This is a genomic window from Candidatus Eisenbacteria bacterium (assembly GCA_035712145.1).
Classification (GTDB): domain Bacteria; phylum Eisenbacteria; class RBG-16-71-46; order RBG-16-71-46; family RBG-16-71-46; genus DASTBI01.
The window spans coordinates 1-19,493 of record DASTBI010000192.1; the positions used below are offsets into that span (position 1 = coordinate 1).

Below are 19,493 nucleotides of genomic sequence, written 5' to 3' on the forward strand. Positions count from 1 at the left end.
GCCGTTCTCGATCACGCAGTAGCTCATCTGCGACGCCAGGCTCGAGCCCCAGAAGATTATCCCGTTCCATCCGCCCGGCACCCCGCTGGTGGACGTGAACACGATCGGCGATTCCGCCGTCCCCACCGCCATCAGCGACCCCGTGCTCGATCCGTTCGGATGGCCCACCGTCAAGCCGGCACCCGCCTCGAATTCGAGCGTCACTCCGGGTTCGATGGTCAGCTGCGCCCCGTTGTAGACCGTCACCGGGCAGGTGACGGTGTAGGGGCTGCCGCTCAGGGTCAGAGTCGTGTTGGAGGTGATTGCGCCACACAGATCTGTTGCGTTCGCGGTCGAAACGAGGAGAGGCAAAGCGAGGAACGCGAGCAACACCTGAGGGGGACGACGCAGAGCGGCGAGGACGAGTCGCGGCATGGGCCAGGCTCCTTCGGAACCCCACCCGGAGAGACGGCGGTGGGGGCGGCTAGTGTCCAGTCCGAGGGTGTGGCCGGCCGAAGCTCGTTCGTCGGGGGTCCTGGATCCAGGCGGCTCTACCCTTGTTCATGAAAAGGCGCAAGACCGATCGGATTCGCGCAACGAATTCGTCCGCCCGAGCCTCAGCGCATCTCGCGGGCCAGCCACCGACGGGCAAAGGCCCAGTCGCCGTCCACGGTGCGGCGAGAGACGCCGAGAACCGCCGCGACCTCGTCGAGCGTCATCCCGGCGAAGATCCGCATCTCGACCACGCTTGCCGCGCGCTCGTCCAGCTCCTTCAGGGCATCGAGCGCCTGATGGATGGCCAGCACGTCGAGGGTGGTGTCGGGCCTGGCCGCCGAATCGGTGTCGAGCGTGATGCGGGTCGCCCCGCCGCCCCGTTTGAGCGCATTCCGCCTGCGCGCGTGGTCCACGAGGATCTGACGCATGGCCCGGGCCGCGGTTTGCCCGAACAGAGCGCGATCGGAGCCGCTCACCCGGGACTGGTCGATCAGCCGCAGATAGGCCTCGTGGACCAGCGCCGTCGGCCGCAGGGTGTGGTCGGGACGCTCCCGGCGCATGAGGCGGACGGCGCGCGCATGCAGCTCGTCGTAGAGGAGCACGAAAAGCTCCTGACGCGCGCGCTCACCGGGGTCTCCCGCGGCGGCCAGCAGTACCTGCGTGGGGTCCCGATCCAACGATCGATCCGGCTTCCTGAGAACTGCGGCGGGCTCGGGGGGCCTGTCGCGCTGGACGATATCAGATGACGGCCTGCACTTCTTGTTGCGCGTTCTGCCTCCGGAATACGCCTAGGATCAAGAGAACGGACCGCCCCAGAGGCGGCTTTTCCCCCTACCGGAGGTCGCTATGCGTCCCACAATGGTCCTTCGCGCGCTCTCGGGAATCGCGCTGTTGTCGGTGATTGGCGAATTCGCCATCGCGGGCGAGCCTGGATACACGGTGACACCGCTAGGGACCCTGGGAGGGAATGTCAGCGGTGCGCATGCCATCAACAGCCATGGACAGGTCGTGGGACGAGCGAGAGATGCGAACGGAGCCTTTCGCGCCTTCCTGTGGGAGCGTGGGCAGATGGTGGACCTGGGGACACGAGAAGGAGAGGAGTCCTCTGCCGAGGCCATCAATGACGACGGACAGGTAGCCGGGTACGTCGGCCGCGGGTTCAGGACCAGTGCAATTCTCTGGCGGCATGGCGTGGTGACCGACCTGGGCGTTTTGCCCGGCGACCAATTCAGCGCGGCCCAATTCATGAACCAGCGCGGACAGGTTGTAGGTATCAGCTATCCATCAATTCCTCGGGAGTCCGTGCAGGAGGGGTTCATCTGGGAGAACGGGGTCATGACCGCTCTGGGCACACTGGGCGGCCCGGCGAGTACTCCAATGGATCTCAATGACCGCGGGCAAGTGGTGGGCTCGTCGCTCAACGCCAACGGCGAGTCGCACGCGTTTCTCTGGGAAAACGGGGTCATGAAGGACCTCGGAGGGGCTTTCGGGCCGAGCCTGAGCGATGCCCGGGCCATCAACAATCAAGGGTTGGCTGGGGGAAGCCTTGTCATCGGTGGTGAGAACCACGCCTGCATCTGGCAGGACGGCGTGGTGACAGATCTAGGCCTCGGGGGAGTGAACGACATCAACCAGGCCGGACAGGTCGTGGGCACCCTTTCCACGCCGGCTGGATCGCGCGCGTTCATCTGGCACCACGGCAAGCTCACGGTACTGGGCACCCTCGGAGGGCCCGCGAGCATTGGGATCACCATCAATGATCGCGGCCAGGTGCTCGGACGGACCAGTAATGCCAGCGGCCAGCCGCGGGTCTTCTTCTGGGATCGGGGAGCGATGGTCGACCTTGGCCCGGTACAGACCTTTGGGATCAACAATCGCGGTGAAGCCTATGCGAACTTCATCGCGGATGGCACGGTGCACGCTCACTTGCTGACCTTTGCGAACGAGCCAGCGCCAGCCAGCTCCAACTGCGCGCTGCTTCGCACACAAAGTGCTCCGGCCGACGCGGCGCGTCTCCAGACGGTCCCCAATCCTTTTCGCACCGATGTGATCCTGCAGCTCTCGCTTCCTCAGACCGCGGAAGTCGAGGCGAGTGTCTATGACATCTCGGGCCGTCTCCTGCGACGGCTTCAGCGCGGACCGCTTGGCGCCGGCCAACAGCGGCTCTTCTGGGATGGACGGGACGACAGGGGCCAGGACGCGGGTACGGGCGTCTTCCTCGTACAAGCGCGGTCGGTATCGTGGAACTTGAGCAGGAAGGTGTTCCGGACGAAGTGATCACCGAGCGACGGCGCGCGGTGCTTCCCCAGGCGCGCGCACTCTGTACCTGGGAACGGAGGGCTTATACTGCCGCCCACCCCTTCCATGGAGATCTCATGTCCGATACCCCGGTGACGTTCTATCGCTGGCGCGACATGCCGCTCGAGCAGGTGTCGGAGCGCCTCAGCCGCCGTCTCGTGACCGGCAGCCGGATGATGCTCGCTCAGGTGAGGCTGACGAAGGGCTGCGTCGTTCCCCGTCACACCCACGAGCACGAGCAGATCGCTCACGTGCTCGAGGGTGCGCTGCGCTTCTGGATCGGCGAGGACGAATCGCAGACGCTGGTCGTATCGGCCGGCGAGGTCCTGCACATTCCCTCCCACGTGCCGCACAAGGCCGAGGCGCTCGAGGACACGGTCGTGGCCGACTCCTTCAGCCCGCCGCGCGAAGACTGGCTCCAGCGCACCGACGACTACCTGCGCCGCTAGCATGGATCTCGGCCTGAAGGGTCGCGTCGCCCTGGTGGCCGCGGCGAGCCGTGGCCTGGGCCGCGCGATTGCCGCGGCTCTGGCCGCGGAGGGCGCGCAGGTCGGGATCTGCGCCCGCGGCGCCGAGCCGCTCGAGCGGGCACGCGAGGAGATCGCCTCGAGCACGGGCGCCGAGATCCATGCGGTGACGGCCGACGTCTCGACGCGCGAAGGCATCGCGGCCGTCACCCGCGAGGTCACCCGCCGTTTCGGACGGATCGACATCCTGGTCGGCAATGCCGGGGGGCCGCCGGCCGGCCTGTTCGGCGCCCACGACTGGGAGGCGTGGCAGCGCGCGGTCGACCTCACGCTGCGGAGCGCCGTGGAGCTGACGCGCGCGGTGCTGCCCGGCATGCGCGAGCGCCGGTGGGGACGGGTGATCCACGTCACCTCGCTCACGGTGAAGCAGCCGATCGACGGCCTCATGCTCTCGACGTCGATCCGCGCCGCGGTCACCGGGTTCGCCCGCACGCTCGCCACCGAGGTCGCGGCCGAAGGCGTGACCGTGAACACCATCCTGCCCGGCTTCATGAACACCGAGCGCATCGTGGAGCTGAACCAGGCCACGGCCGCGCGCGAAGGCGTGGCAGTGGAGACCGTGGAGCGCCGCACGCTCGAGCAGATTCCGGCGCGCCGCATCGGCGAGCCGCGAGAGCTGGCGGCGCTGGCCGCGTTCCTGGCGTCCGACCGCGCGGCCTACATCACCGGGCAGTCGATCGCGGTGGACGGAGGCTGGATCAGGGCTTTGCTGTAGCCGGAGCGGCATGTACCGCGATGCGCGCATCCAGCACGATGCATCCCTGTCCCCGCTCGCGCACGCTCACCGGATTGAGATCCATCTCCACGATTTCGGGATGGTCGCCGACCATCTGAGAGACACGCATCAGCATCTCCTCGAGCGCTCCCACATCGCTCGGGGGCGCGCCACGATAGCCGTCGAACAGCCGAGCCCCCTTGATCCGGCGCACCATCTCGGCGGCGTCACGGTCGGAGAGTGGATGCACACGGAACACGACGTCCTTCAGCAGCTCCACCTGGGTGCCGCCGAGGCCGAACATCAGGAGCGGGCCGAACGATGCATCGCGGGTCATTCCGATGACGGCCTCGACCCCGCCGCGCAACATCGGCTGCACGGTGACCCCCTGCATCTCGGCGCGGCGGCCTTGCTTCTCCAGCTGGCGCGCCATGCGTTCGAAGGCATGGACCGCCTCCTCCGCGCGGCGAACGTCGAGCACCACGCCGCCGACGTCGGACTTGTGGGTGATCGTCTCTGAAGCCAGCTTGAGCGCGACCGGGTAGCCGACCTGCTCGGCGGCGCGCGCCGCCGCATCCGGAGTCGCGGCCAGAACCGTCGCCGGCGACGGGATGCGATAGGCCTCGAGCAGCGCCCGCACGGCTTCGGGCGCGAGCCAGCGCGCGTCGTTTCCGCCGGCATGGGACGCTCCTGCCAGGGCGGCGCGCGCCACGGCCACATCCACGTCGTCGAAGCGGCGAACCCGCCCCTCCGGAGTTTCACGCCAGCGCCCGTAACGAACCGCTCTCGCCAGCGCGATGGCCGCCGACTCCGGGAACCCATACGAGGGGATGTGCGCCTCCTGGAGCGACCGCAGGCCTTCCGGCACTCCGTGCGAGCCCAGGAAGCACGACAGCACCGGTTTGGGCGGGCGGCCCGACGCCGATGCGTCGGCGATGGCCGCCTCGTTGCCACGCACGATCGCCTGGGCGACCTCGAGCGGCCGGGTGACGATGGGCGGCACGTAGAGCACCACCACGGCGTCGACGTTGGGATCGTTGGCCACCAGGCGAACGGCCTTCTCGAACGACTCCGGCGTCGCGGACGCGATCATGTCCACCGGATTCCTGGTGCTGGCTTCGGCGGGCAGGAAGTCGCGCAGCGCGGACACGGTGGACTCTTCCAGCGTCACCACCTCCAGACCGCTGGTTTCGCAGGCATCCGAGGCCATGATGCCCGGCCCCCCGGCGTTGGTGACGATGCCGACGCGCGGGCCGCGAGGCACCGGCTGGTTGGCGAGCAGCATCGCGACGTCGAACAGCTCCTCGATGGTGTCGGTGCGGATCACGCCCGCCTGCTCGCACAGAGCACTCACGGCGGTGTCGGCGCCGGCCAGCGATCCGGTGTGTGAGGATGCGGCCCGCATCCCCGCTCGGGTGCGGCCGCTCTTGACCGCCACGATGGGCTTCTGCCGCGCCACGCGGCGGGCGATCTGGAGGAACTTCCGCGGATTTCCGAAGGACTCGAGGTAGAGCAGGATGGTTCGCGTGCCGGCATCGCTCTCCCAGTACTCGATGAGATCGTTGCCCGACACATCGGCCTTGTTGCCGACGCTGATGAAGTGGGAGATGCCGATGCCGAGCTTGGCGGCGAGCTCGAGGATGGCCAGTCCGAGCGCGCCGCTCTGCGAAGAGAAAGCGACCGACCCCGGCGGCGGAAATGTGGGCGCGAAGGTCGCGTCCAGGCGCACGCCCGCCTCGGTGTTGAGCACGCCGAGACAGTTGGGACCCACGACCCGCATGCCGTAACGCCGCGCCAGCTCGAGCAGGCGCCGCTCGCGCTCCCGGCCTTCGGCGCCGGTTTCCTTGAATCCGGCGCTGATCACCACGACTGCGCGCACGCCTTTCCGTCCGCACGCTTCGACGATGTCGTTCACACGGAGCGCGGGCACCACGACGACCGCGAGATCGACGTCGCCTTCGATCTCCTCGATGGCCGAATAGGCGTGGACGGACTGCACGACATCGGCCTTGGGGTTCACGGGATAGACCGGACCCTGAAAGCCGTGCTCGAGCAGGTTGTGGAAGATCTCGGCGCCTACGGTTCCACGCTCTCGCGAGGCGCCGATGACCGCGATCGAGCGCGGGCGGAACACGGCGTCGAGCCCTGCCGGGCGAACTGCCGTCGCTGGCTCCTGCACCGCACGCCCGCTGTTCATGCTGGGAAACCTACCAGATGGCGCACCCCGCCACGGCGGCTACCATCGGACCATGCCGGACGAGAAGATCGAGCCCGCCTTTTTCGCGACTCCCGCTCGGTTCACGCCCCGGCGCCCGGGAAGCATCTGGAGCGTGGTCAATGTGCGCCGCGTCGCCGCGCTGAAGAAAACGGAGTTGTAATTCATTGCTCTCCCCAGGGAGAGCAAAGCGTTACAAACGCTGCTCGAGTCCTGAACCTCACGCGGCCGGCAGTCTCAGGCGGGCACGCACGCCGCCATCGGGTGATGCGGAGAGCTCGATCGTTCCTCCGTAGAGCTCGGCCAGATCCCGCACGATCGCCAGTCCGAAGCCCGAGCCCGCCGCCGCCTGATCGGCGCGCACGCCGCGCTTGAGCACGGCCTCTCGGAGCGCCGGCTCGATGCCGGGACCGTCGTCGTCGACACGGACGACGACCATGCCCTCGCTCTCCGTCGACTCGAGGGAGACCCGCGACTTCGCCCATTTGCATGCGTTGTCGAGGAGATTGCCGAGCATCTCGTCCAGATCCTCGCGCTGCACCTGGACCCGATGCGGCTCGGGCACCGCGAGCACGATCTCGATGTCGCGCTCCACGTAGAGCCGCTTCATGGTTCGCGCCAGCCCCTCGGCCGACTCGGCGACCACGCATCGCGCCTGGGGCGTGGCGCGAGAGGCGGCGGCGCGCGCGTGGGCCAGGTGGTACTCGATCTGGCGCCGCATGCGCTCCACCTGCTCGTGGAGCGTGGCCGCGACCGCGGTCTGCCCCGCGCGCTCGGCGCGCTCGGCTTCCTGGGCCAGGACCGCGAGCGGCGTCTTGAGGCCGTGAGCGAGGTCCCCTGCCTTGGCGAGCGCGCGGCCAACCCGCTCCTCGCGATCCTGGAGCAAAGCGTTCAGATCTTCGACCAGTGGCTCCACTTCGGACGGATAGCGGCCCGTCACGCGCGGCTGGCTGCCGTCTCGGACCTCTCCGAGCCGCGCCCTCAGCTGGCGGAGCGGCGAGAGCCCGCTGTTCACCTGCCACAGCGCCGCGCCGAGGACTCCGAGCGCCATCAGACCCATGAGGCTGTAGTGCAGCACGCCCATCGACAGCTGGGTGTGGATCAGCACCAGAGACACATGGTTCACGACGAGCGCGGTGCCGATGGTCCACAGGATCGCGCCGACGATCAGCCGCCCGCGGAGCGAGCGGCGCTTCATCCGGCGCCTCCGATCCGGTAGCCGAGGCCTCTCACCGTTTCGATGAACGATGCGCCGAGCTTGCGGCGCAGGCGCGCGATGAACACCTCCACGGTGTTGGAGTCGCGGTCGAAGCTCTGGGCATAGATGTGCTCGGTGAGCTCGGCCTGCGAGACGACGCGGCCGCGATGGTGCATGAGGTAGGACAGGACGCGGAACTCGTGGCTGGTGAGCTTCACCGGCGCGCCGTCGCGAGTCACCTTGGCGCTCCGCGGGTCGAGCGTGACGGCCCCGCATCGGAGCTCCGGCGTGACTTGCCCGCTGGCCCGCCGAATCAACGCCCGCAACCGCGCCAGCACTTCCTCCATGCGGAACGGCTTCGCCACGTAGTCGTCGGCGCCGCCGTCGATGCCCTGCACTTTCTCGTGCCAGCTGCCCCGCGCCGTGAGCACGAGCACCGGAGCGCTCACGCCGCCTTCGCGCCACTGGCGGAGCAGCGTGAGACCGTCGCTCTCGGGGAGCCCGAGATCCAGCAGGATCGCGTCGTAGCGCTCGGTCTGCGCCAGGAAGTCGGCGCGCTCGCCATCGGCCGCGCAGTCGACGGCATAGCCCGCCTCGCCCAGCGAAGTCGCGAGCTGACGGGCCAGCGCGCGCTCGTCCTCGACCACCAGAACCTTCACGTGGCACTCCTTCCAGTGTCGAGTCCTAACGGGTCGTGGCTGAACCGCCGATGAACGAGCCGTTCATGGAGGGTTCAGGCCTCTCCTCGTAGCTTGCCGGCCATGATCACTCTACGCGACGTCACCAAGACCTACGAGACACCCGCAGGACCGTTCGTAGCGCTCCACGCGATCGACCTCGACGTCCGCCCCGGAGAGTTCGTGGCGGTGGTCGGGCGATCGGGGAGCGGCAAGTCCACGTTGCTCAACATGGTCGCGGGCATCGATCGGCCCACGGCCGGAACCGTCGCCGTCGGCGGCGCATCTCTCGAACGGCTGTCGCACGACCGGCTGGCGCAATGGCGGGGCCGCACCGTGGGGGTGGTCTTCCAGTTCTTTCAGCTGCTTCCCACGCTCACCGCGCTCGAGAACGTGCTCCTGCCGATGGACTTCTGCGGCGTGATCCCGGCGAGCCAGCGCCGGGCGCGAGCGCTCGAGCTGCTGGAGCGGGTCGAGGTGCCCGAGCAGGCGGACAAGCTGCCTGCCGCCCTCTCGGGAGGCCAGCAGCAACGTGTCGCCATCGCTCGGGCGCTGGCCAACGATCCGCCGCTCATCGTGGCCGACGAGCCCACCGGCAATCTGGATTCGGCCACGAGCGAGGCGATCTTCCGGTTGTTCGGCGAGCTGGCGAGCCAGGGCAAGACGGTGGTGCTCGTCACCCACGAGCGCGAAGCCGTGTCGGGTGCCAACCGCACCGTGACCCTGGTGGACGGCCGGGTGGCCTCGTGATCGCACCGCGCTGGCGCAAGGTCCTGCGCGACGTGCTCGAGCGTCCCGGACGCTCGGCGCTCGCGGTGCTGGCCCTGTCGGCCGGTGTCTTCGAGATCGGCGCGCTCCTCTACAAGTACGCCGTCCTCCAGCCGGTCCTCACCACGATGTACGAGAAGACGCGGCCGGCCTCGGCCACGCTGTCGGTGGATGGCATGAGCGACGCGCTGGTCGACTCCGTCCGCCGCGTGCGAGGCGTCGCCGACGCCGAGGTCCGGCCGGTCATGATGGCGCGCGCGCGCACGGGGCCGGACGAGTGGACGCCGGTGATCGTCAACGTGATCCGCGACTTCGACGGCCAGCGGATCGACACCTTCGAGCCCGAGTCGGGCGCCTGGCCGCCCGCCGAGGGGCAGGTCCTGATCGAGCGCAGCGCCATGGAATTCGCAAAGCTCACGGTTGGCGACTCGCTGCGCGTGCGCACTCCGGGGGGTGAGGAGCGCTCGCTGCTGGTCGCCGGCACCGTCCACGCTCCGGGGCTGCCGCCGGCGTGGATGGATCACTTCATCCCCGCGTTCGTGAGCTGGAGCTCGGTGCTGCGCGACCACGATGCGGTCGCGAGCCTCGAGGAGCCCTCGCAGGTGCGCATCGTGGTGGCCGATCACCCGCTCGAGGAAGGCTACATCCGCGAGGTCGCCGATTCGGTCAAGGCGGTTCTCGAGCGTCAAGGGCGCACGGTCACCCGGGTCACCGTGCCCACGCCCGGGCGTCATCCACACGCCGACCAGATGGATGCCTTCCTCTATTTGCTCGGCGCTTTCGGAATTCTCAGCTTCCTGCTCAGCGCCGTGCTCGTGGCCAGCATGATCCACGCGCTGCTCGCCGAGCAGGTGCGCCAGGTGGGGATCATGAAAGCGCTGGGTGCCACGACCTGGCAGATCGCCCGTCTCTACCTCGGACAGGTCGCGCTGCTCTCCCTTCTGGCCCTGGCGGTCGGCATCCCGCTGGGGCTCGCGGTCGGCCAGGCCTACGCGAAATTCTCGGCGAGCATACTCAACGCCGACGTCACGAGCGCGCCATTCCCGGTGTGGGTGGTGCTCGCCGAGGTGGCGGCCGGCATCGCGGTGCCGCTCCTCGTCGCGCTGGGTCCCGTGCTGCGCGCATCGCGCATCACCATCCACCAGGCGCTGAGCGGCGACACGGCGCCGCGCCCGTTCGGAACACGGAGCATCGAGCGCTGGCTGGCGGGGCAGGCCTGGCTTCCTCGCCCCTTCCTGCTCTCGCTGCGCACCACGTTCGCGCGGCGGGCGCGGCTCGCGCTCACGGTGACCCTGCTGGCGCTGGGGGGCGCGTGCTTCATGTCGGCGATGAACGTTTCCGCGGCCTGGGACCGCGCCGTGCGCGAGGACTTCAGCCGCCGCCGCTACGACCTGACCGTGTTCCTGCGCGAGCGGCAAGAGGTCGCGCGGATCGAGGCGCTGGTGCGCAAGGATCCCGACGTCGCGCACGTCGAGTTCTGGCCCGGGGGCATGCCGTACTTGATCGGCGAGGGCGGAGTGCCGGGGCAGCAGGTGGCGCTGGTGGGGCCCAACGCGCGCACCAAGCTGCTCGAGCTGCCGGTCTCGCAGGGGCGCTGGCTGTCCCCTGCGGACTCCATGGGCGCGGTGATCAATCAGGGCGTCGTGCTCCGCAACGCTTCGCTCGCCGTCGGCCGCGACGTGAGCTTGCGAATGCAAGGGCGCACGGTCTCGATCCCCATCGTGGGCGTGGTGAAAGAGCTCACTCCGATGCCCATCATCTACGCGGCACAGCCCGCGGTCTACGCGGCGCTGGGCGAGGACGGATCGAAGACGCGAGCCGCGCGGATCGTGACCCGGGAGCACGACGACGCGACGCAGCGAGCGGTGGCTCGCCGGCTGGAGCGCGCCTTCGCGGAGGAAGGGATCGAGGTGAGCGGCCTGCAGCGCACCACCGACGCGCGGCAGGCGATCCTCGATCACCTGGTCATCATCTACGCGGTGCTCGGGTTCGCCTCGATGATCGTGGTGTTCGTCGGGGCGCTCGGGCTCACCTCGTCCTTGCTGCTCGGCGTGGTGCAGCGCACGCGCGAGATCGGCGTGCTCGGAGCGATCGGCGCGACGCCGGCCACGATCTCGCGTCACGTCTGGCTCGAAGGCGTCCTCATCGGCCTCCTGAGCTGGGTCATGGCCCTCCTTCTGGCGGCGCCCATCAGCGCCGGCCTCGAAGCCGCGGTGGGCAGCATCTTCTTCCGCAGCCCGCTCCCGTTCTCGATGTCTGCGCTCGCCGCGGCGATCTGGCTTCTGCTCGTCGTCGTGCTCGGGTCGCTGAGCAGCTTCTACCCCGCATGGCGGGCCTCCCGGCTTCCGATCCGGCAGGCACTGACCCATGTGTGATCCATACGCTGGAGGAGGAATCCCATGCGCCGTCCGCCATTCCTGATTCCGTCATTGCTCGCGCTCCTTCTCGCTCTGCCCGCGGTTGCGGCCGACCAGAAGACCGCGGACGGCTGGCCGAGCACGCGCGAAGGCGCCCTGGCCCGCCGATGGGTCGAGGCGTTCTCGAAGGGCGAGAAGGCGATGCGCGCCACGCTTCCCGAGATCCTGGCCAAGGAGGCCCTGGCCAAGACCGGCATGGACGAGCGCATGGAGCGCTACCGCGCCCTTCACGACAAGCTCGGCTCGCTCATGCTGGTGAAGATCGAGAAGAGCGCGCCGGGAGAGCTGGTGGCGTTGCTCGCCACCTCCGAGATGGAGCAGCTCTCCTTCACCTTCAAAGCCCAGACCCAAGCGCCGTTCAAGCTGCTCGCGGTCACGATCGCGATGAACCAGCGTCAGGGTCATGGGCAGGGCGGCGGATTCCATCACTGAGGGGGGCGCCATGAATCGGAAGGCCGTGATCGCGCTGGCCGTGATCCTGGTGCTCGCGCTGGCGGTGTGGGCTGGCGGGCGGTGGCTGTGGAAGGGTCTGCTGGCGCTCCACGGCGTGCACTGAGACCAGCGGCTAGCGCCGGTCGAGCAGCTCGCGCCAGTTCAGCACGACATCGAGATAGGTCGTCGCCGAAAGGTCTTTGAAAGTTCCGATCAGGAAACGCTGGCCGCCACGCTCGACGTCGAAGAGGGTCTCGTCCTTGGTGAGCCTGAAGAGCCGCGTGGTCGCTCCCTGTCGAAAGCCGCTTGCCGTGGAGACCTGAATCGAGAGGAGCTCACCTGTGCGGGTTCCCACGCCGAGAACGTCACCGCGGTCGTTCCACGCCACTCCTGCGGGCTCGTCGACCGTCACCTGGTAGGGGATCCCGGGATCGGGAAAAGACTGGACGAACAGCGAGGGCCGGCCGTCTTCGGTGACGACGTAGGCGATCCACTTGCCATCGGGCGACAGCGAAGCTTGCTGCTCTTCGCCTCGCGTGCGTTGATAGATCTGCGCTGAGCCACCCCCGGTCATCGGGACCTTCCACAGATCCGCCGTCGACGTCGAGTCCACGCGCAGAACGACCAGCCAGCGGCCATCCCGGCTCCACGCTTGCGGGAAGTTGAATAGCTCATGTCCGCTGAAGAGCGCCGAGTCCTGGCCGGTGTCGATCGCCTTCACCCGTGCCTGCCAGCCACGGAATCCGAAGAGACGCGTGAAGGCGATGAAGCGGCCATCCGGGGACCACACGATGTTGGCGACCGGTTGGTTCTCGAAGGAGAGCCGGCGAGAGATCCCGGAATCGAGATCGTGCAGCATGAGGTCACGAGCGGTGACGCCGGGGTAGGCGAGCTGGCGCCCATCCGGGCTCAACGACCCGGTCACGGCGTCGAGGTCGTCGGCCACGACGCCGAGCGACCGACCACTCCGATCCTTCCAAGTGACGCGCGAGCGAGGAGGGTCCCACTGCTGGGCGACCAGGGTGCCGCGCGCGTCCGTGGTGATGTTGGAATAGCCGAAGTTGGTGGCGCTCGCCCGATCGAGCAACAACCGCGGTTCGCCGCGAAGTCGGCGTGCGCCAGGGTCGAACCGCTGCGCGAGCACGCGTCGATTTTCTCCCCGGCCCACACCACCCTCGCGGAACACCACATGATCGGGCGGGGCGAACCGCGCCATCGCTCCGCCCCGCCGGATCTCGACCGGCTTTCCGCCATCGATCGAGCCGGCAAAGGTCGTGGCCAGATCGTCGATGCCGATCGCCACGAAGAGGAAGTGACGCCCATCGGGAAGGAACTGGGGGTAGCGATGCCCGCGCTCCTTCCGCGCGGGATCGGGCTTGGTGAGGGGTTCCGGAGTGCCGCCGCTGGCGGAGATCTTGAACAGCCCGCCCTGGTTGTTGGGCGCGAAGACGATGGTCTCGTCACGCGACCAGCTCCCTCCTCGGGGGTCGGGGGCGTCACACAGCACGCTTGGCGGGCTCCCGTCGAGCGCCATCTTCTTGAGCTTGGCCGCGGCGAAGAAGCCAAGTCTCCGGCCGTCGGGAGACCAGAACGGCAACGAGGCGCCTTCGGTGCCGGCAAGCGCACGAGCCTGGGGATTGTCCAGAGAGCGCAGAAAGAGCCGTCGCGTCCCCACGCTGTCTCCAGCGACGTAGACGATTGCGCGCCCATCCGGGGATAGCTCGGCCTCGGCCGGATACATGAGCGTCATTCCCGGAGGCGACATGATGGTGAAGCGCATGGCCGCCGGGTTCGGGGTCCGCGCCGCCCAAGGTCCGAAGGCGACGATCAAGGCCCCGGCAGCGATCGCTCCACCCGCGGCGAGCCCGACCCAGGCCGGGAGACGCACCGGCCGCGGCGCCGGCACCGGCGCGGCTGCGCTCTGCGACGTGCCGCTGCGGATCCACTCCAGCTCACGCCGGATATCGCCCGCGGATTGCCAGCGCTCTTCGGGATCCTTCGCCAGGCACTGGTTGACCAGACGCTCGAGCGCCGGCGGGGACAGCGGCGAGAGCTGGCTGATGGGCCGCGGCTGGTCGCGCATGATGGCGCTGATCAGACTCGCCTGGGTGCTTCCTTCGAAGGCGCGCTTCCCAGTCGCCATCTCGTACAGCACGCAGCCGAGCGCCCAGAGATCGCTGCAGACGTTGGCTTCCTTTCCCTCCAACTGTTCAGGCGCCATGTACTGGAAGGTCCCGACGATCGTTCCTTCGGCCGTGAGCGGCTGCGCCATGGTGGGCGACTGCGTGAGTCCCGCCATCGAAGCAACGCTGCTGCTCGGAGCATCGAGACCGGTGGCGCGAGCGAGCCCAAAATCCATCAGCTTCACCCCCAAGCGCGTGAGCATCACGTTGCCGGGTTTGAGATCACGATGGATGACGCCCGCGCGATGCGCGCGGTCCAGCGCGTCGGAAATCTGCGCCCCGAGGCGCAGTACTTCGGGGGGTGGCAGCGGCCCCATGGTCAGGCGATGGGCCAGGGTCTCGCCTTCGACCAGCTCCATCACCAGAAAGTCGGTGTCGCCTTCGCGGCCGACGTCGTGGAGCGTGCAGATGTGCGGGTGGTTGAGACTCGACACCGTTCGCGCTTCGCGCTCGAATCGCGAGCGAATCTCGGGTGAGTTCGACAGGTGTCTCGCCAACACCTTGATGGCGACTTCTCGCAAGAGCCGCGTGTCCCGCGCGCGGTACACCTCGCCCATTCCTCCCGCTCCAAGAGGCGCGAGGATCTCGTAGGGACCGAGACGGGTGGTCGTGGGCAGCGTCACGGCGGGAATCTAGCGCACCGACGCGCGCGGTGCCGGGTTGGGCTGCCCGCCGTCTCCACCGCGCTCGTGCCTCCGGATGCCACGCTGGTCGCCGCCGGGAGCGAAACCGTTGCGATCGGCGGAGCCGCTCGGCAACCTCTCCGCGCCGTTTCCGCCCCCTCCCCACCCAGCCCTGGAGAGTTCCATGCCGATTCCCTCACGGAGGAGCCTCGTCGTCTTGGCGGCCCTCACCCTCGCCCTCGCCCAAGTTGTCATGGCGGCAGCGCCGGACCAGAAGACCACGACACTACCGGCGAAGAAGTTCGTCCCGACAGGAAAGCCGATCGATCCAGCGAACATGGACCCTTCGGTGAAGCCGGGGGTCGACTTCTATCGCTACGCGAACGGCAAGTGGCTCGAGAAGAACCCTGTCCCGGCTTCGGAAAGCCGCTGGGGCGCGTTCAGCGAGCTGGCCGAGCGGAACTCGCAGATCCTCTACGACATCCTCGAGGAGTCGGCGAAGAAGACCGATGCGGCGAAGGGCACCCCGGCGCAGATGGTCGGCGACTTCTACGCGACGGCCATCGATTCGGCCAAGGCCGACGCGCTCGGCGCCAAACCGCTCGACGAGCTGATGGGTCGAATCGCGGCAGTGAAGACGACCGATGACGTGCTGAAGGAAATCGCCCATCTCCAGACCCTGGGCGCTCGCATGCCATTCGCGGTGTTCGCGTCGCCGGATGCCAAGCAGAGCACGCAGGTGATCCTCCAGGTCGTCCAGGCCGGGCTCGGGATGCCGGACCGCGACTACTACACCAGGACCGACGAAGCTTCGGTGAAGCTGCGTGACCAGTATCAGGCCCACATGGGAAGGATGTTCGGGCTGCTCGGCGATGACGCGACGACCGCCGCGGCCAACGCCAAGACGGTGATGGGAATCGAGACCCAGCTCGCCAATGCCTCGCTGACCCGGGTGCAGCGCCGCGATCCCGAGGCGAACTACCACAAGATGACGGTCGACGAGCTGTCGACGCTGACGCCCGCGCTCCAGTGGCCGCGGCTTCTCGATGGCATGGGCATCACCGAACGCAGCGCCATCAACGTCGGCCAGCCGGAATTCGTGAAGCAGGTCAATACGATGATGACCACGGTGCCGGTGGCGGACTGGCGCGCCTACATGCGCTGGCACGTCGTCCGTCAGGCCGCGGATCTGCTCAGCTCGCCGTTCGTGAACGAGAGCTTCGACTTCTACGGGCGCACGCTGAACGGGACCAAGGAGATCCGTCCACGCTGGAAGCGGGCCCGCGATCTGGTCGACGGCTCGATCGGCGAAGCGCTGGGGCAGCTCTACGTGGAGCGGACCTTCACGCCGCAGGCCAAGACCCGCGCGCTCCAGCTGGTGGAGAACCTCCGTGCCGAGCTGCGCGACCGCCTCACCAAGCTCGACTGGATGAGCGACGCCACCCGCCAGCAGGCGCTTCGCAAGCTGGAGGCCTTCTCGGTCAAGATCGGCTACCCCGACGTGTGGCGCGACTACTCGACGCTCACCATCGACCGCTCGTCGCTGGTCGCCAACGTGCTGCGCTCGACCCAGTTCGAGTACAAGCGCAACATGGCCAAGCTCGGCAAGCCGGTGGATCGCAAGGAGTGGGGGATGACGCCGCCGACCGTCAATGCCTACTACAACCCCCGTCTCAACGAGATCGTGTTCCCCGCAGGAATCCTGCAGCCGCCGTTCTTCGACGCCAACGCCGACGATCCGGTCAACTACGGCGGCATCGGCACCGTGATCGGCCACGAGATGACGCACGGCTTCGACGACCAGGGTCGCAAGTCGGACGCCGACGGCAACCTCAAGGACTGGTGGACGCCCGAGGACGCCGAGAAGTACAAGGCGCGGTCGGCCTTGATCGAGAAGCAGTACGCGAGCTACACCGTGCTCGACACGCTGCACATCAACGGCAAGCTCACGCTGGGTGAGAACACGGCCGATATCGGCGGCGCCAGCATCGCCTACGGCGCGATGAAGAAGGCCCTGGCCGGGAAGAAGCCGGTCAAGATCGACGGCTTCACGCCCGAGCAGCGGTTCTTCCTCTCGTTCGCGCAGATCTGGCGCAACAACATCCGCCCCGAGGCACTGCGGGTCCGCATCAACACCGATTCGCATTCGCCCGGCGAATACCGCTGCATCGGCACGCTCTCGAACATGCCGGAGTTCGCTCAGGCATTCGGGCTCAAGGAAGGCGATCCGATGGTGCGAAACGAGATCGCGAAGATCTGGTAGTCGCTGTTTGTCGTTCTTTACTCTCCCCGGGGAGAGTAAAGAGTCACAAAGATCGCGGGCCGGGCGCTACGGCGTCCGGCCCGATGTGTCTCAGGGTGCGCCTTGCTTCGACTTCAGCAGCTCGGGCAGGCGTGAAGTCCAGCGCAGCGAGAGCGCGATCTCGCGGCGCTCGACGACGCCGTGTGGCGGTCGGGTGAACAGGAAGCGATCGGTCTGCGGATCATAGGCGTAGTCGCGAACGCTGCCTTCGATGGGCGAAGGCGGAACGTCGAAGAGCCCTTCGGGCTTTCCAAGCACGAGATCCTGGCCACGGGCCTCGACCGAGACACGGAAGAGCTTCTCCGCATTCACGTAGAACAGCTCGCGGCCTTCCCGGCCCCAGCGGACTCCGCCGGCGCCGGTGGTCGTCACCTGCCAGCTGCTGCCCGTGCCCGAGAAGCGGCGAACACAGACTTCCTCACGCTTGGTGCGGTTGCTGATGACCGCGAGCCACTGCTGATCGGGGGAAAGAGAGGCTGCCTGTTCGTCTCCTGCTTCGCTTGGAAGATCGCGAACCTGGTCCGCAGTATCGGTCGAGCTGACGTGGAGCTGATTGTTCCCGAGGCCATAGTCGTTCCACAGCACGAATCGACCATCGCTCGTGGTGCCCATCACCACCAGCGGATGACGGAGCCGGAGCAGGATGCGCTCCCCTCCCGCGCTGTCCACGCGGCGCAGCGCGAGCACGGTTCCACCGGTGGAGTCATTGGCTGTGTACGCGAAACGCTGGCCATCGGGCAGCCACACCGCAGGACCACTGCGGTTGCCATAAGTCAGCCGCTGCATGCCCCCGGTCGCGAGGTCAGCCAGCCACAGGTCGCTCGCCCCGCCTCCCTGCCCGGCCAGCACGATGGCGCGTGTCCCATCCGGTGAGAGCGAGAGGCGCAGGTACTCCCCCGGAGGAAGGGGGGTCGGCGTCCATTGGCCCTTGCGATCGAACCAGCCGATCTCACGGATCCTCTGCTGCTCTGCGGCAGGCTCCCACGCCAGCGTTCCATCGTCGGCGATGCTGAAGAACGAGGCGCCGGACGAGCGATCGCCGGAGACTCCTTGGAGCACGGGCAGCGGCTTCTGGGAGATGCGGGGATTGCGCGGGTCGATCGGCACGGCGTAGAGATCGTTGCCGCGTGCGAACACCAGGTGCCCGGGAGGCGCCCATGCGGCGCATCGCGCCCCGCGGATCAGCTGGCGCCGCTCGCCGGTCTTCACCGACACCGCGTCGATGGTCGCGGCGTCGTAGTCCCCCGGACTATCGATCGTGCCGACCGTGAAGACCACCCACGGACCGCCATCGAGGGCGGACGGGTAGCGGTGGGTGCGCTCGCGCTTGGTGCTGTCGAGCGCCGTGATCGCGGTGGCCTGGCCACCGGTTTCCGAGATTCGGTAGAGCGGCGAGGTGGTCTCCGGTGCGTAGACGATGGTCCCGTCGTCGAGCCAGGTGCCAAGCCGCTCCTGCTCGGTTTCGGCGAGATCCTCGGGAGTGCCCCCTCGAAGCGAGATCTTGGAAAGGTGCCGACGGTCGAAGAACCCCAGCCACTCCCCGTCGCGCGAGAAGAAGAAGCTGCGCGGGCTTTCCAGGCTGCTCACCTCGACGTCGCTTCGCTGATCGAACCGTCGAAGGTGGAGCCTGAGCAGACCTTCCTTGCGAACGGTGTAGGCCAGCATCCGTGCATCGGGGCTGATGGCGAAGAACGGCAGCGAGTTCTGGTTCCCGAACGTCTCTCCGTGAGGAGGAACGATGCTCACTTCACGGACGACTGGAGGCGAAGGCTGCGGTCCGAGGATCTTCATCGCGGCCATGCCCGCGATCGCCGCGAGCAGCCAGGGCGCGAGCGAGGCCAGCGTCAGGCGTCGCTTGGGGGCCACGCTGGGAGCCACGCCAGGTGCGGCCGACCCGGCCGGGGTCAGGACTGAATCGTCTTCAGGGCGCGCGCCGATGTCTTCGAGCGCGATGCGCGCCTCGCCGATCGCTTGCAGCCGCTGCTTCGGATCCTTGGTGAGACAGCGGCGAATCAGCCTCTCCCACCGGGGAGACAGGCCACGCGGCAACCTTGACCAGTCGGGATCGTCCCGCATCACCGAGGCCAGCGTCTCGGAGATGGTCTCGCCGCCAAACGCCCGCTGTCCGGTGAGCATCTCGTAGAGCACCGCTCCGAAGGCCCAGATGTCGGCGCGCCGGTCGGCCTCGCGTCCGCGCGCCTGCTCGGGCGACATGTACGCGGCGGTGCCGAGGATCATGCCCGCCTGGGTCATGCGCTGGGTGATCGTGGGCGACTGAGTGAGGTCGGAGGAGAGCGCGACGCCTCCGGCATCGAGCGCGCGCGCCAGTCCGAAGTCGAGCACCTTCGCCGTGCCGTCGGAACGGAGCTTCACGTTCGCGGGCTTGAGATCGCGGTGAATGATCCCGCGATCGTGCGCGTACTCGAGTGCCTCGGCGATCTGCCGGGCCATCGGCAGCGCCTCGTCGGCGGGCACCGGGCCGCGCACGATCCGCTCGGCCAGCGTCTCGCCGTCGACCAGCTCCATCACCAGTCCGCGCGCGCCGCTGCCGTCTTCGATGCCGTGAATGCCCGCGATCCCGGGATGACTCATCGCCGCCAGGAGGCGGGCCTCGCGATCGAAGCGCGCAAGACGCTCCGGATCCCCGGTCAGAGCGCTCGGCAG

The 19,493-nt window shown here is 68.1% G+C and carries 14 protein-coding genes; 7 read left to right on the forward strand and 7 right to left on the reverse strand.

The features are described 5' to 3' along the window. Both VFQ05_13710 and VFQ05_13715 read right to left on the reverse strand, forming a co-directional pair. Nucleotides 1-414 (reverse strand): hypothetical protein (locus tag VFQ05_13710; GenBank protein HET9327817.1); only part of this gene is annotated, 414 nt, incomplete at its 3' end. A 182-nt stretch (nucleotides 415-596) separates the two neighbouring features. Then, entirely contained in the window at nucleotides 597-1,151 is a 555-nt protein-coding gene (locus VFQ05_13715; protein ID HET9327818.1) for an ECF-type sigma factor, read from the reverse strand. 169 nt (nucleotides 1,152-1,320) lie between these two features. Here VFQ05_13715 and VFQ05_13720 point away from each other — a divergent pair, with 169 nt between their 5' ends. The 3 genes from VFQ05_13720 (at nucleotide 1,321) to VFQ05_13730 (ending at nucleotide 4,014) form a co-directional block, all read left to right on the forward strand. After that, on the forward strand, nucleotides 1,321-2,751 hold the full coding sequence (locus tag VFQ05_13720) for a FlgD immunoglobulin-like domain containing protein (GenBank protein HET9327819.1): 1,431 nt from the start codon (nucleotides 1,321-1,323) through the stop codon (nucleotides 2,749-2,751). 98 nt (nucleotides 2,752-2,849) lie between these two features. Beyond that, entirely contained in the window at nucleotides 2,850-3,221 is a 372-nt protein-coding gene (locus VFQ05_13725; GenBank protein ID HET9327820.1) for a cupin domain-containing protein, read from the forward strand. 1 nt (nucleotide 3,222) lies between these two features. After that, on the forward strand, nucleotides 3,223-4,014 hold the full coding sequence (locus tag VFQ05_13730) for an SDR family oxidoreductase (GenBank protein ID HET9327821.1): 792 nt from the start codon (nucleotides 3,223-3,225) through the stop codon (nucleotides 4,012-4,014). Here VFQ05_13730 and VFQ05_13735 read toward each other — a convergent pair. The 3 genes from VFQ05_13735 to VFQ05_13745 form a co-directional block, all read right to left on the reverse strand. After that, nucleotides 3,998-6,211 (reverse strand): acetate--CoA ligase family protein, encoded by a 2,214-nt coding sequence (locus VFQ05_13735; GenBank protein HET9327822.1) that lies wholly within the window; start codon nucleotides 6,209-6,211, stop codon nucleotides 3,998-4,000. The genes VFQ05_13730 and VFQ05_13735 overlap by 17 nt on opposite strands. Before the next feature lie 238 nt (nucleotides 6,212-6,449). Further along, the gene (locus tag VFQ05_13740; GenBank protein ID HET9327823.1) at nucleotides 6,450-7,427 is read right to left on the reverse strand and encodes a HAMP domain-containing sensor histidine kinase; all 978 of its coding nucleotides are present in this window, start codon (nucleotides 7,425-7,427) and stop codon (nucleotides 6,450-6,452) included. Further along, nucleotides 7,424-8,086: a response regulator transcription factor gene (locus VFQ05_13745; GenBank protein ID HET9327824.1), complete on the reverse strand. Its 663-nt coding sequence runs from the start codon at nucleotides 8,084-8,086 to the stop codon at nucleotides 7,424-7,426. The genes VFQ05_13740 and VFQ05_13745 overlap by 4 nt, the downstream gene beginning before the upstream one ends. Before the next feature lie 102 nt (nucleotides 8,087-8,188). On the opposite strand from VFQ05_13745, the gene VFQ05_13750 reads away from it, so the two are divergent. Genes VFQ05_13750 through VFQ05_13760 form a run of 3 tightly spaced genes read left to right on the forward strand, consistent with a single transcriptional unit; the run spans nucleotide 8,189 to nucleotide 11,721 of the window. Next, entirely contained in the window at nucleotides 8,189-8,854 is a 666-nt protein-coding gene (locus tag VFQ05_13750; protein ID HET9327825.1) for an ABC transporter ATP-binding protein, read from the forward strand. After that, a complete protein-coding gene (locus tag VFQ05_13755) occupies nucleotides 8,851-11,247 on the forward strand; it encodes an FtsX-like permease family protein (GenBank protein ID HET9327826.1) in 2,397 nt (798 codons plus the stop codon). Before VFQ05_13750 ends, VFQ05_13755 begins: the two co-directional genes overlap by 4 nt. 24 nt (nucleotides 11,248-11,271) lie before the next feature. Further along, entirely contained in the window at nucleotides 11,272-11,721 is a 450-nt protein-coding gene (locus tag VFQ05_13760) for a hypothetical protein (protein HET9327827.1), read from the forward strand. Between the two features lie 133 nt (nucleotides 11,722-11,854). Here VFQ05_13760 and VFQ05_13765 read toward each other — a convergent pair whose 3' ends face one another. Beyond that, nucleotides 11,855-14,527 (reverse strand): protein kinase, encoded by a 2,673-nt coding sequence (locus VFQ05_13765; protein HET9327828.1) that lies wholly within the window; start codon nucleotides 14,525-14,527, stop codon nucleotides 11,855-11,857. A gap of 217 nt (nucleotides 14,528-14,744) precedes the next feature. Here VFQ05_13765 and VFQ05_13770 point away from each other — a divergent pair, with 217 nt between their 5' ends. Beyond that, nucleotides 14,745-16,790 carry a M13 family metallopeptidase gene (locus VFQ05_13770; protein HET9327829.1) on the forward strand — a complete coding sequence of 682 codons (2,046 nt, stop codon included), beginning with the start codon at nucleotides 14,745-14,747 and terminating at the stop codon, nucleotides 16,788-16,790. Between the two features lie 90 nt (nucleotides 16,791-16,880). Here VFQ05_13770 and VFQ05_13775 read toward each other — a convergent pair. Next, the coding region (locus VFQ05_13775) for a protein kinase (GenBank protein ID HET9327830.1) at nucleotides 16,881-19,493 on the reverse strand (2,613 nt) is incomplete at its 5' end.